The 13355-nt window shown below is 45.8% G+C and carries 9 protein-coding genes; 7 read left to right on the forward strand and 2 right to left on the reverse strand.

Annotation, left to right across the window (positions count from 1 at the left end; translation table 11 throughout):
- Positions 1-16: 16 nt before the first annotated feature.
- The 6 genes from FS806_RS12925 (at position 17) to FS806_RS27000 (ending at position 9479) form a co-directional block, all read left to right on the forward strand.
- Complete coding sequence (locus FS806_RS12925; protein ID WP_144936917.1) at positions 17-991, forward strand: helix-turn-helix transcriptional regulator; 975 nt, start codon at positions 17-19, stop codon at positions 989-991.
- Between the two features lie 20 nt (positions 992-1011).
- Positions 1012-1197 carry a hypothetical protein gene (locus FS806_RS12930; RefSeq protein WP_144936920.1) on the forward strand — a complete coding sequence of 62 codons (186 nt, stop codon included), beginning with the start codon at positions 1012-1014 and terminating at the stop codon, positions 1195-1197.
- A 118-nt stretch (positions 1198-1315) separates the two neighbouring features.
- The gene (locus tag FS806_RS12935) at positions 1316-2770 is read left to right on the forward strand and encodes a type I restriction-modification system subunit M (RefSeq protein WP_144936923.1); all 1455 of its coding nucleotides are present in this window, start codon (positions 1316-1318) and stop codon (positions 2768-2770) included.
- Positions 2770-3963, forward strand: coding sequence for a restriction endonuclease subunit S (locus FS806_RS12940; RefSeq protein ID WP_144936926.1), 1194 nt, complete (start codon positions 2770-2772; stop codon positions 3961-3963). The genes FS806_RS12935 and FS806_RS12940 overlap by 1 nt, the downstream gene beginning before the upstream one ends.
- Positions 3964-7329 (forward strand): DEAD/DEAH box helicase family protein, encoded by a 3366-nt coding sequence (locus tag FS806_RS12945; RefSeq protein ID WP_144936929.1) that lies wholly within the window; start codon positions 3964-3966, stop codon positions 7327-7329.
- 377 nt (positions 7330-7706) lie between these two features.
- A complete protein-coding gene (locus FS806_RS27000) occupies positions 7707-9479 on the forward strand; it encodes an acetate/propionate family kinase (RefSeq protein WP_144936932.1) in 1773 nt (590 codons plus the stop codon).
- 353 nt (positions 9480-9832) lie between these two features.
- Here the strand turns inward: FS806_RS27000 and FS806_RS12955 are convergent, their stop codons facing one another.
- Both FS806_RS12955 and FS806_RS12960 read right to left on the reverse strand, forming a co-directional pair.
- Complete coding sequence (locus FS806_RS12955; protein ID WP_144936935.1) at positions 9833-10063, reverse strand: hypothetical protein; 231 nt, start codon at positions 10061-10063, stop codon at positions 9833-9835.
- Positions 10064-10076: 13 nt separating this feature from the next.
- The gene (locus FS806_RS12960) at positions 10077-11354 is read right to left on the reverse strand and encodes a hypothetical protein (RefSeq protein WP_144936938.1); all 1278 of its coding nucleotides are present in this window, start codon (positions 11352-11354) and stop codon (positions 10077-10079) included.
- Between the two features lie 568 nt (positions 11355-11922).
- Here FS806_RS12960 and FS806_RS12965 point away from each other — a divergent pair.
- On the forward strand, positions 11923-12951 hold the full coding sequence (locus FS806_RS12965; protein ID WP_144936940.1) for a DUF7309 domain-containing protein: 1029 nt from the start codon (positions 11923-11925) through the stop codon (positions 12949-12951).
- Positions 12952-13355 lie beyond the last annotated feature (404 nt).

A 13355-nucleotide genomic window follows, 5' to 3' on the forward strand; every position in this document is an offset into this window, starting at 1 on the left:
CCATAGGAGATATAACATGACGGATAAAGTGCTACGACTCTTTAAAATACTGCTTGCCATTCAAGCCAATCCGGGGATTTCGGCCAAGGAGCTGGCGGATAAGTGTGAGACAACGGATCGTACGATTTACAGGGACTTGAGGATCCTGGACCTGATCGCACCTATTACGAACGAAGGTTACGGGAAAGGATACCGCTTTGTCGGGAATTTCGCCATGTACCCGCTTAATTTTACGGAGCAGGAAGCGTTGGTGTTTTCTGTCCTTCCTTCCGTGTTGGACACCGGAAAATTGCCTCCAGGCTTTGATTCCGCTTACGACAAAGTGATGGCAACTCATGTGAAAGAATCCCGGAAGCGGTACGATACATTGGAAAATGTCGCGGATATGATCCAAATGGGTACTCCAGCTTACCGGGAAAGCAGTGCCAACTTCTTGCTGCCTATCATGGAAGCGATCATAGCCAAGAAGACGATCCGTGCTGTATATCATACGCAGTCCAGGAATGAATTAACGGAGCGCGAAATTGATCCGTACTATCTGGTCCCGCGGGATCAACGGTTTTACTTGATCGGCTATTGTCGTGCCAAGCAGGAGATTCGTACGTTTCGGATTAGCCGTTTCCGCCATGTAGAACTGACAGGAAATCATTTCGATAAGGGTGATTTTAGCATCACTCAGTATATGAAGCACACCTGGTCCATTGAACGCGGAGATTCTTTAATTACCTTTAAGATCAAATTCCATCCCGATGTGTCGCGTTATGTTAAGGAAGAAGAATTGTTTGTGAGACCGAAGATGACAGAGCTTCCAGATGGCAGTTTATTATTTGAAGTCACCGTCAACCACGAGCGAGAGTTTATGAATTGGGTGGTTCAGTACGGACCTTCGGCGGAGATTTTAGAGCCTGCATTTGTCCGGGAAAAGTTTAAGGAACAGCTACAGCGTTGGGGACAGTTGTATGGACAGTCAAGTGCTGTTGTTGAACGATAGACGAAAGGAAGGTGTCCCTTGTGAGAATAGCAGGCACGTTTCTAGGACGTTTGTATGATGCGATCCGTAAAGAGCCGTTTCGCCGCAAGATTGTCATCGCCCCCTCCTATATGGAAGGGCAATCCTGGCTTATGCGAATATGCCGAGCATTTGGGCCGGTTATGAACGTGGAAGTCCACACGGTTCAATGCCAAGGCTTGGTCTGAAAAATTCGGGTATAAAACAAAGGAAGCGGGATTGTATTTTGTTAGTTTGCAGAAACATGTCATATTAGGACAGTCCGTAGTATAATTAAACAAGAATCAACATGCAGAGGAGATCGTTATGATTACAGGTGAATTAAGGCAAAAAGTAGACCGGATTTGGGAGACATTCTGGACCGGAGGTATTACCAATCCATTAAGCGTAATCGAACAGTTTACATATTTGTTGTTCATTAAAGGTCTGGACGAAGCGGAAACGCGCAAGGAGAACGAATCCGTGCTGCTGTCGTTGCCTTTTACCGGACTGTTTCCAAGTGACAAGCAGTACTTACGCTGGAGTCAATTTAAATCGTTCGATCCTCAGCGGATGTATGATGTTGTCTCGAACGAAGTGTTTCCTTTCATCAAGACGCTTCATGGAGATAAGGATTCAGCCTATGCCAAATACATGGGCGATGCCATATTTATGATCCCGACTCCGAATATGCTTGTGCGGATTGTCGAGGGTATCGATTCGATTGATATGAAGGATAGGGACACCAGCGGGGATTTATATGAGTATCTGCTGTCCAAGGTGGCTACGGCTGGAACGAACGGACAGTTCCGTACGCCGAGACATATTATCCAAATGATGGTCGAATTGATGAAGCCGACGCCCGAAGATATCATTTGCGACCCGGCTGCAGGTTCGGCAGGATTTCTCGTTGCCGCAGGTGAATATTTGCGTCGCCATCATGCCGATCTTTTTCTTGTTCAAGGATTGAAAGAGCATTTCAACAATCATATGTTCTACGGTTTCGATATGGACCGTACGATGTTGCGTATCGGTGCGATGAATATGCTGCTTCATGGGGTGGATAATCCGAATATCGAATACCGCGATTCCTTGAATGAAAACAATACCGACAAGGACAGATATACGTTAATCTTAGCCAATCCGCCGTTTAAAGGCTCGCTTGATGCGGATTCGGTAGCAGCGGATCTGTTGCGTGTGACTCGCACGAAGAAAACGGAGCTGCTGTTCCTCGCTCTGTTCCTGCGTATGCTCAAAGTAGGGGGACGCTGCGCTTCCATCGTGCCGGACGGTGTCTTGTTCGGTAACAGCACAGCCCATAAAGCCATTCGTAAGGAAATCGTTGAGAATCACAAACTCGAAGCGATTATTTCAATGCCAAGCGGGGTTTTCAAGCCATATGCCGGGGTTTCGACAGCAATTATGATCTTCACCAAAACAGGTGCAGGTGGGACAGATCACGTTTGGTTCTATGACATGAAGGCGGATGGTTACTCGCTTGATGACAAGCGGAATCCGATCGAAGCAAATGATATCCCCGATATTGTGGAACGGTTTGGCAAATGGGAAGCAGAGAAAGAGCGTAAACGCACCGAGAAGTCTTTCCTGGTTCCGGTTGATGAGATTCGTAACAATAACTATGATCTAAGCATCAATCGGTACAAGGAAACGGAATATGAGGAGGTTCAGTACGAGGACCCGAAGGTCATACTCGCTTCTATTAAGCAACTCGAGGATGAAATTGTTGAAGGGCTTGCGGAACTGGAGGCGTTGTTAAAATAATGTATATGAAGCTTGGGAATTTATGTAATATTGTAATTGGCCGAACCCCCTCAAGGAATAATCAGGAGTATTGGGGAGAAGGTCATAAATGGGTTTCAATAAGTGATATGGAAAGTAAATATATTTATCAAACAAAAGAACAAATTACTGAAAGGGCAAAATCTGAATGTAACTGCACATTACTCCCAAAGGGAACTTTGATAATGAGTTTTAAGTTAAGTATTGGGAAGTTATCATTTCTCAAAGATGATATGTGCACAAATGAAGCAATAGCAGGTCTGATTATCAAAGATAAATCAATTTTGTACGATAAATTTTTGTACTACGCTTTGAAAGTGCTTGATTTAACAATTGGAACGGATCGTGCTGTTAAAGGCATGACTCTTAACAAAGAGAAACTTAACAATATTTTGGTTTTTTTTCCAAGTTATAACGAACAAATCGTAATCGTTGAAATACTTGACAAAGCCCAAGCATTAATCGATAAACGCAAACAAGCAATAGCCAAGCTTGATGAATTGGTTCAAGCTGTTTTTTTCGATATGTTTGGTGATCTAAGATTGAATACTAAGTGTTGGGATACAAAGTGTCTTTCGGAGATCGCAGAAGTCTCTTCTGGTGTGACTAAAGGGAAAAAGTATAATGATGCTGCATTAGTTTCTGTCCCTTACATGAGGGTAGCGAATGTCCAAGATGGATATGTAGATATATCAGAGATTAAAGAAATAGAGGTCTCATACAATGATTCAATCAGGTACAGATTACAGCCTAGAGACGTCCTTTTAACTGAGGGTGGTGATCCTGATAAACTTGGACGAGGTGCAGTATGGACCGCTCCAATAAAGGATTGTATACACCAAAACCATATTTTTCGAGTTAGGGTCAATGAAGAAATACTGAATCCATATTTTCTCAGTGCATGTGCAAGCAGCGACTACGGCAAGAATTATTTTCTGAAAATGGCGAAACAGACAACAGGAATTGCCACTATTAATATGACTCAACTTAAGAGTTTTGTAGTTTTTCTCCCTCCGATCGAATTGCAAAACCAATTTGAGCAATTAGTAAAAACTATTGAAATGGAAAAACAACAAATGAAATTCCAACTCCAACAACTAGAATCCAACTTCCAAGCACTTCTTCAAAAAGCCTTCAAGGGCGAATTGACAGTGAAGGATGGTGTAACGGTCTAAATGGGTGACGTGCAGCTAACGAATTTTGAATTTCTCAGTGCAAATAAAACTTATGCCAGCTTTGCTGGCGCATGTATTGAGGCAGAAAAGGCGTTGGTCGTCAGCCCTGCGACCTGCGCGATTCTCAGCCGGCGGGCATTAGAGCTTGCTGTCAAATGGCTGTTTACCTATGATAGCGACTTGAAGGTTCCCTATCAAGATAATTTGTCGAGCTTGATTCACGATGTAACGTTTCTCCGCGTTATCGATCAATCCATGCTGCCTCAGCTAAAATATATTACGAAGCTAGGCAATATCGCTGTGCATTCGAATGCGACGATCAGCCGCGGCGAAGCAATCCTGTCACTTCGTAACCTACATAACTTCATCAGTTGGATCGACTATTGCTATTCGGTCGATTATACCGCAAGAAGCTTTGATGAACAACTTCTATTGGAAGAGAACAAGCATCAAGAGAAAGTGAGACCTCAGGAGCTGCAGGATTTATACGACCGCTTGGGTTCGAAGGACCGGAAGCTGGAAGATCTGATCAAAGAAAACGAAGAGCTTCGGAAGCTGCTGGCCGAACGCAAGGCACAGAATACACAGGAGTATGACTTTGTGCCGGATCAAATTAGTGAATACGAGACCCGAAAACGTTATATTGATCTGGAGCTGAAGTTGGCTGGCTGGATATTCAATAAAAATGTAGAAGAAGAGTTTGAAGTACAAGGTATGCCAAACGGCCAGGGGAGCGGTTATGTCGATTACGTTTTATTCGGCGAGAACGGGAAGCCGCTTGCCGTTGTGGAAGCGAAAAGGACAAGTTCAGATCCCAATGTGGGCAAGCAGCAAGCGAAGCTTTACGCAGATTGTTTGGAGCAGCGGTATGGACAGCGTCCGTTGATCTATTATACGAATGGATTTGTAACGAACTTCTGGGATGATCTTCACTATGCCAGTCGACAAGTATCCGGGTTTGCCAGTCAGGATGAGCTGCAGCTGCTCTTGAACAGGCGCTCTATCTGTAGGCCGCTGCAGGATGTACTAATCAACAACTCCATTGTAAATCGTCCTTATCAGCATGAAGCAGTCCTTTCGGTTTGTGATGCATTAAACAAGGGACAGCGGACCGCTTTGCTTGTCATGGCGACAGGCAGCGGTAAAACACGTACCGCGAGTGCCATTGTTGATGTGCTTAGCCGATATAACTGGGTGAAGAATGTGCTGTTCCTTGCGGATCGCACCACGCTTGTTCGCCAAGCCAAAAACAGCTTCAGCCAGTATTTGCCCGATATGACGCTGTGCAACCTGCTGGACAGCAAGGACAACCCGGAGACGGCGAGAATTGTTTTCTCTACTTACCCGACGATGATGAACGCAATCGATGAGGCCAAGCGGAAGGACGGCAAAAAGCTGTTTACGGTTGGTCATTTTGACTTAATTATCATCGATGAATCGCATCGAAGCGTCTACAAGAAATATAAGGCCATATTCGAATATTTTGATGCCATCCTCTTAGGATTGACAGCAACTCCTAAAGATGAAGTCGACAAAAACACATACGACGTGTTCCGTCTGGAAAATGGCGTTCCGACTTTTGCCTACGAACTGGAGCAAGCGGTCAAGGAAGGACACTTAGTGGATTACCGCACGGTGGAAACGACGACGAAGATTATGGATGACGGCATCCGCTACGATGATCTGTCCGAAGAGGAAAAAGAGCAATACGAAGAAGTATTGCTTGAGGATGAAGAAGAGGAGCCGCGGGATATCGACAGTGCGGCGATTAATGAGTGGTTGTTTAACCGGGATACGATAGACCGGGTGCTGCAGTTTGTGATGGAGCGGGGTCTGAAGGTTGAAGGCGGAGACAAACTGGGTAAGACCATCATTTTTGCCAAAAACCATAGGCACGCAGTAGCAATCGTGGAGCGATTTGATTGCCTGTATCCGAAATTGAAGGGTCATTTTGCACGGGTCATTGATATCAAAACGAATTATTATCAATCCCTGATTGATGATTTTTCCATATGGAACAAGCTTCCGCAAATTGCTGTTTCTGTAGATATGCTGGATACAGGCGTAGACATCCCTGAGGTTGTCAATCTGGTATTTTTCAAGAGGGTTCGTTCGAAGTCGAAGTTTTGGCAGATGGTAGGTCGTGGAACACGGCTATGTAAAGATCTTCATGGTATTGGTGAGGACAAAAAGGAATTTTTGATCTTTGATTTTTGTCGGAACTTTGAGTTTTTCCGGGTAAATCCAAAAGGGAAGGATACCGATATTGCCGAAACTTTATCGGAGAAATTATTCAATGTACGTACCCAGATTGTACGTGAACTTCAGCAACTGCGTTATCAAGAACCAGAGTATATCGCACATCGCGCCGAATTGGTAAAACTGTTGAAAGATAGCGTGAGTACGTTAAATGAGGAGCATTTTCGCATCAGGCAGCATATCCAATATGTCCATAAGTATAAAAATGACAATGCATGGCACTCCTTAAGTGATACCGATATGGGAGATTTGAAGGAGTATATAGCTCCTCTTGTCGTTTCTTTAGACAGCGATGAATTAGCAAAGCGGTTTGACTATATGATGCTGATCATCGAATTGGCTAAGCTTCAGGGGACACAATCGGCGAAACCGATTCGCAAAGTCATAGAGACGGCAGAAAAACTCTCCAAGTTGGGTACGATTCCTCAAATCGTCGCTCAGCGAGATGTAATAGAGAAGGTCATGATGGCAGAATTCTGGGAAGAAGCGGACATCTTCGAAATGGAGAAAGTTCGTGTTGCTTTACGGGATCTTATTAAGTTTCTGGAACGGGAAACGCAGCAAATTTATTATACGAATTTTAAAGATGAGTGGCTTGCTGTGGAGGAGAGCCGCGGCTTTTATAACACCAATGACCTGCAAAATTACCGCAAAAAAGTAAACCAATATTTACAGACGAACAAGGATCAAATAGCTATTTATAAATTGCGCAACAATAAACAGATAACGAAACAAGATTTGGAGACGCTTGAACATATTCTATGGGCAGAGCTCGGAACCAAAGAAGATTACGAGCGGGAATATAAAGATTTACCAGTAACGAAGCTTGTAAGGAAGGTTGTAGGACTTGATCAGGAGGCCGCGAATGAAGCATTCATGGTGTTCCTGCAGGAAAATCGGTTGAATGTCAATCAACTTCGGTTTGTAAAACTGATTATCGATTATGTAGTTAAGAACGGTATCATTGAAAAATCCGTACTCCAAGAGGAGCCGTTCCGCTCGGTTGGCAGTATAACGGAACTGTTCAGCAATAATCTGGACGATGCACGAGCAATTATCGGTATAATAGATACGATTAATAAGAACGCTGAGGTTGCTGGGGCTTAGTTTTTACGGATTATAGACACCACTAATTTAATTACTTGCATCTGGGCGTAACTAAAATGGACATCTATTTTAGTTACGCCTTTTTTAAATTAACGTTTTCGGGGTGAAGAAGTAATGATTAAAGAAATTTCCATTAAGAAGATAGCAGCTTATGATAATACAGGTGTTGTCTTTAGTGGATCGGGTATAGTCGAGGTTGTCGCTGAAATGTCAATTGTGACCAAAGCTTGAAGAAAAGTTTGAACTTTTTTTCACAAAGTGGTCCGGCCCCTGTACACAGGATGGAAAAACAGCTTTAATAAAGGTATAAGCTGCAACCTTATAAGCATCCTTAGTGCTAGTTTATTATTACTATTAAGAAATGGATGTGAGCGGGAATGAAAGTGCCTGTAGGAATCTCCAACCGTCATATTCACTTAAGCCAACAACATCTGGAAGAGTTGTTCGGAGCGGGTTACCAGCTCAATAAATTGCGAGATCTTAAGCAGGTCGGACAATACGCTGCGGAGGAGACGGTAACTCTAATCGGCCCTAAGGGGAAGATTAACAACGTGCGGGTATTGGGACCGCTGCGCAAAGAGACACAAGTTGAAATTTCCCGCACGGACAGTTATCTGCTCGGTGTGGAGCCGCCGATTCGCGATTCGGGGGATCTGGCAGGAAGCGCCGGCATTATAGTTCAGGGGCCGCATGGGGAAGTTGTACTGGATCAAGGAGTCATCCTGGCCTTCCGTCATATTCACTTCTCGCCGGAAGATGCGGAGCATTTCGGGGTTAAGGATAAGCAATTTGTCTGGGTATCGGTGGGAGGCACACGTTCCTTGATTTTGGAAAATGTTCTGTGCCGCGTGCATCCGGACTATCGTCTGGAATTCCATATCGATACCGATGAAGCCAACGCCGCCGGTCTGCGCAATGGCATGGAGCTGGAGGTCATCGTTCCTTACCGGAAGGAAGCCGTTACTTATGACGAGATCCGCCGTAAGGAGAAGCAGCTTGTGCTTGTGTTGAACTGTGGAAGCTCTTCCGTTAAATATAAGCTCTACGAGATGCCTACGAACAAGCTGCTGGATTCCGACTACTTACAGGGAGTTAAACGGGAGGAACAGGAGAACGTTATTCGCGACGTGATCCAGAAGTTTTCCCATCTGGATATTTCCATCGTCTCCCACAGAGTGGTTCATGGAGGAGAGGCCTTCAAGAGTTCTGTTATCATTGACGAGGACGTTAAGGAGAAGATCAGACAATATGGTCGGTTCGCACCGCTGCATAATCCGATCAACCTGAAAGGCATTGAGCTGGCACAGCGTTATCTGCCCAAATCCGTTCATGTGGCCGTGTTCGATACCGCCTTCCACCAGACGATGCCGCCGTCCTCGTACCTTTACTCCATCCCGTACAAATATTACGAGCAGTACGGCATTCGGAAATATGGATTTCACGGCAGCTCGCACCGCTATGTCATGCATCGCGCAGAGCAGCTGATGGAGACACCGAAGGAGAAGCTGCGCCTGATCAGCTGCCATATTGGAAGCGGGGTCAGCATTACGGCCATTCGCAACGGCGAATCCATCGACACATCGATGGGAATGACTCCACTGGCCGGATTGACGATGGGGACGAGAAGCGGCAATATCGATCCTGCGATCATCCCATACATTCAGGAAATAGAGGGGACCGATTCTTCGGGAGCCATCGATATTCTGAATACTCAAAGCGGATTGCTGGGCGTGTCCGGCGTATCCGGGGATCTTCGGGAGGTCATGGCCGGAGCCAAGGCAGGAATCAAACGATGTGAACTGGCCCTGCAGCTGTTCACTACCCGCTTGCACAGTTATATAGGACTTTACCTTGCTATATTGAACGGAGTCGACGGTATCATCTTTACCGCCGGAATCGGCCAGAACAGCCCGGAAGTCCGGCAGAAGGTATGCAACGGACTGGAATCGTTCGGAATCATCCTCGATCGCGAGGCCAACCGCACGATCAAGAGCGAGGGCTTCATCAGCAGTCCGTATTCGCCTGTCAAAGTCATGGTCGTCCCGACGAACGAAGAATTGGTGATGGCTACCGACGCCTATCAGTTATACGTCAAAAATCCGGATGCAAATACGGCTGCCAAACAGACTCCAACGATCGGCACCGCGTAATCATTCATGTTATTTATAAATTAGATACAATGCGATACAAAGAGGCTGCCCAGGTCACTTATGACGGAGGGCAGCCTTCCTTTTTGAAAATTAGCTGTCAGCCCATGATGCCCATGATGACGTGGGCGACAACTATCTTGAAAATCCGTCTATTTTCATTTTCTGCTGGTGCCGTGCAAACAGAATGCTTCGTCTAACTGGATTTCCTCCATCTAGTTTGCCTGTTTAAGGTGAAAAGCGAAAACTAACTGGATTTCCTCCAGCTATTTTACGATTAAAGGGCGTTATCAGCAGAAAGTACCGATTCTAACTGTAGTTTTTCCATTTACTTTAATCGCTTTCTACCTTTCGTTTTAATTTACCTGCATAAAATCCAGCCAGATGACTTTTTTCGGCCAGCCGGGCTGGTTTCGGCGTTGCTCCCTATTCAGTCCCATCAATCCTTTAAGTGGATTATCTTTAGCATATTGGGGGCTGACCACCCGCCATGCAGCGCACAACGCACGCCGGGACAAGTTAAGAAAAGCAAAAAAACTGCCCTCCAGTAGTTGTTTACTGAAGGACAGCTCATCCTTGTATTGCATCCGGGCTTCATTATTATTGTGCCGCGGCTGCTTCCATCATTTCCACGAATTGATCGGGATCGATTCCCTGGCTTTCCAAAGCGCTCAGGAACTCTTCCCACTCTTCATCGGTCATATTCTCGAAGTCAAAGCCTTGCAAAGCTTCCCAGTCAATACCTTCCAAGCCTTCCATACCCAGCTCTCCCGTAAGCTCATCCTCGTCGTAATAGACATCGGCGCCGCCATAGAGAGAATCCATTTTCTCGATGAACTCTTCCAGCTTGACTGCATCGGTAGGAACTCCGATCTTGAATTCTACTTCTTCATTGATGTTGGTATATTTCACGTCACCTTTTAACCCGAGCTTGAAATTCATGTCTTCGTCCTTGACATCGACATCCAGGTTAATGGCTTGGTAGTTTACGAAGTCTTGTTTGTTAACGGCAGTCAAAATGCTGAACTCGTTAATTTTTAACGACTTGCGCATTTCATCGATAGCTTCCTTCAGCTTGCCGGCATCGGTAGACTCGAGATCCTTCTTGGCGGTATCCAGCTCTTCCTTGCTAATTTGGAACATGCCGGCATATTTTTCGCTGGCGATCAAATCAATGATTTGCGGTGCCGCTTTTTCAACGATGGTTTTGACGGCTTCTTCCAGATTCTCATCAGTAATCGTGAATTTCACGACGTTTTTAGCTTCAATGCCTTCAGGCAGCTGAGCTTCGTCCTTTTTCAACAGTTGGAAATGATTCTGCTCATCGAAGCTGCCGAGAAGAGCCTTCAGCGCATCCTGACTGAATTCCTGCTGTTTCTTGAAGTTCAAGAGCTCCGGATTGAATTCTTCTCCGGCTTGCTCGCTCAGTTCTTTCATATCCATTTCGACAAATTTACCGACAAGCTCCTGCGGAAGAGGCATCATCGGAATGTTGGGGATTTTCACCCACATTTTATCCTGGGTAAGGACGAACGGGATGCTGAATTTCATCTCCATGTCGCCTTTCAGGTTCATTTCCAGCGTCATCTCGATCTGCTGAGGATCCTGCTTGAACACTCCGCTCGCTTTAATATCAGCGTTTTTCAGCATTTCGCTGACCATCGCCATCTCAGGGTTAGCATTCAGCACTTCTTCCGGAAAATCCATCGACATAGTCATTCCCATCTCGAAGGCACCGGACTTCATATTCATAGTGTTGGTCAAGCCTGTTTCAATAGCGCTTTTAGGCGATGGTTTTTTCCCACAGCCGGCTACGATAAGCGCGATGGAAAGCATTAGTGCAACAATTAACCCCAATTTTTTTCTTTTAATAGACATTTCTTCTCTCCTCACTCCTTTAGCAATCGTGCAGCCAAATTCGAATATACCATAAATCGACATATGGAGAAATGGTCCCTTAGAATCGAAATATCCCTGAAAAATGGTAAGTTCCCTATAAAAGAACAGTAGTTTTATTCCTTTAAAGTCATAAGTTTAAGTTGGTTTTCCGCGTCGTTATACACTTTTTTGGAACTTCGTCAAAGTCGGCAATTTTGAAAAGCAAGGAATTTTCATGAAAAAAGGGGAGTGAAAAAGATAAATGCAAACGGTTAATACTGTAAAACATTTCCAATATATATGGCAGAAATTATTTGAATATAGGTCCAAATACCTAAAAAAATATTAGTTCCGGATTAATTGTTGCCTGGGGAGTAGATGTTTTTCTAGGTTCGGAAGAGCAGCCGCATGGACTAGGCAGCTTTCATCTTCGCGTGGTGGGCAAACGCCGATTTCCAGTAGATAGCCTTCGATTTTAGTTGAATGCCTCGTGTTTATTCGGCAGCCGAATGCATACAAATGTAGAAAATGCATGAACGATCTGATGCATATAAAAGGGGACACGGACATGAATTCTGTCGAACCGACTCTTCAAGAATGGAAGGAATGCATTGCCGCGGCTTTGCATTTCAAACAACTTCGCTGCTGGAATTGGATAACCGATGAAATGGTGTTCGGCGTGCAGAATCCGGAAGACGGAAAGATCGGGTATTGCTGCATAATGGGCTCTTCGGACGATATTGCCGATATGGCGGCTCTGTCGATCCATCTGGGCAGCGAGGGCCTCGAAGGGCTCCGGAGGATACGCAGTGAGGATCTTCTCCCCGATGAATTGCTGCATGCCCAGCATTGTATAATGGTTTCTTTCGAAAATCGGGAAATGCTGGAAAAGCACGATGTGGAGCTTTATAAAAAAATAGGCCTGAAGTGCAGTAAGAATGGTTGGCCCTATTTCCGTTATTTTGAGCCGGGTTATGTTCCATGGCTATTGAGCGGGGCGCAGGTCCGGTTTATGACTATAGCTATAAAGCAAGTAATCGAAACGGCTTTGCGGTTTAAATCCAATCCGGGCCTGCTGCGGCGGGAGGACCATCCATATTACCTGGTACGGGTTCCGTTTAGGCGGAACGGCGGTTTGATCTGGACGGACCGGTGGGCGGTACCGGAACCGATGGTTCGCTCTCGGGTTCCTGCAGTTTGGCTGGATGAATTGAGTCTGCGCCGAATCCAGGGAACCCTGCCGAAATGGATGGGGATATGGGAAATGGATGTTTTCTATGCTCCGGTGCCTTTGAAGGGCAGGGACAAGCTGTACTTTCCGAAGATGTGTTTAATCGTTGATCATTATTCCGGCGAGGTATTGCACACTCATTGGTCTGAGACCGGCGGGGAGCCGTTGGAATTCGTCGAACAGTGGATAGCATTGATGCAGCGTCTGGGAGGAAGGCCTTTCAAGCTTTTGGTACAGAGAGAGGAAGTGCTGGAATCCTTCGAATCGGTCGCTCTCGGTCTTAATATCCAGCTGGAGCGGGCTCCGCGGCTTTACAGGCTGGAGGAGATCAAGATGCATCTTTATGATGAACTGGCCCCTTTTTAGATTTTGGGAAAGTTCCCCGTTCCTGCGAACTTCGAAGCGATGAACCGCGCATCTGTTTCCCGGACCGGCCTTCAGCCGTCCCTGCCGATCACGGAAGCTCGTATGACGCGATTACGATGAAGATACCGGACACCGCTTATTTGGGTAATATCCCCTTCGCTCAGTTTGGTGGAGCGAGCCGTTGGGAGCACTCGGGGAGATAGTAGGAGATGAAGGTCTGAAGCGGGGAAGGCAGACGAGTCTCCCCCGCATTTGGGTAATATCCCCTTCGCTCAGTTTGATGGAATGGGCTACAAGGTGCACTCAGGGAGATAGTAGGAGATGAGGGTCTGAAGCGGGGAAGGCAGACGAGTCTCCCCCGCATTTGGGTAATATCCCCTTCGCTCAGTTTGATGGAATGGGCT

This window comes from Paenibacillus sp. 32O-W (genome assembly GCF_007679495.1).
Classification (GTDB): domain Bacteria; phylum Bacillota; class Bacilli; order Paenibacillales; family NBRC-103111; genus Paenibacillus_L; species Paenibacillus_L residui.

What these genes read in the sequence shown, in the direction of transcription:
- FS806_RS12965 (WP_144936940.1), top strand. Translation starts at nt 11,923, where the DNA reads ATGAATTCTGTCGAACCGACTCTTCAAGAATGGAAGGAATGCATTGCC.
- FS806_RS12955 (WP_144936935.1), bottom strand. Translation starts at nt 10,063, where the DNA reads ATGCAATACAAGGATGAGCTGTCCTTCAGTAAACAACTACTGGAGGGC.
- FS806_RS27000 (WP_144936932.1), top strand. Translation starts at nt 7,707, where the DNA reads ATGAAAGTGCCTGTAGGAATCTCCAACCGTCATATTCACTTAAGCCAA.
- FS806_RS12935 (WP_144936923.1), top strand. Translation starts at nt 1,316, where the DNA reads ATGATTACAGGTGAATTAAGGCAAAAAGTAGACCGGATTTGGGAGACA.
- FS806_RS12960 (WP_144936938.1), bottom strand. Translation starts at nt 11,354, where the DNA reads ATGTCTATTAAAAGAAAAAAATTGGGGTTAATTGTTGCACTAATGCTT.
- FS806_RS12945 (WP_144936929.1), top strand. Translation starts at nt 3,964, where the DNA reads ATGGGTGACGTGCAGCTAACGAATTTTGAATTTCTCAGTGCAAATAAA.
- FS806_RS12925 (WP_144936917.1), top strand. Translation starts at nt 17, where the DNA reads ATGACGGATAAAGTGCTACGACTCTTTAAAATACTGCTTGCCATTCAA.
- FS806_RS12940 (WP_144936926.1), top strand. Translation starts at nt 2,770, where the DNA reads ATGTATATGAAGCTTGGGAATTTATGTAATATTGTAATTGGCCGAACC.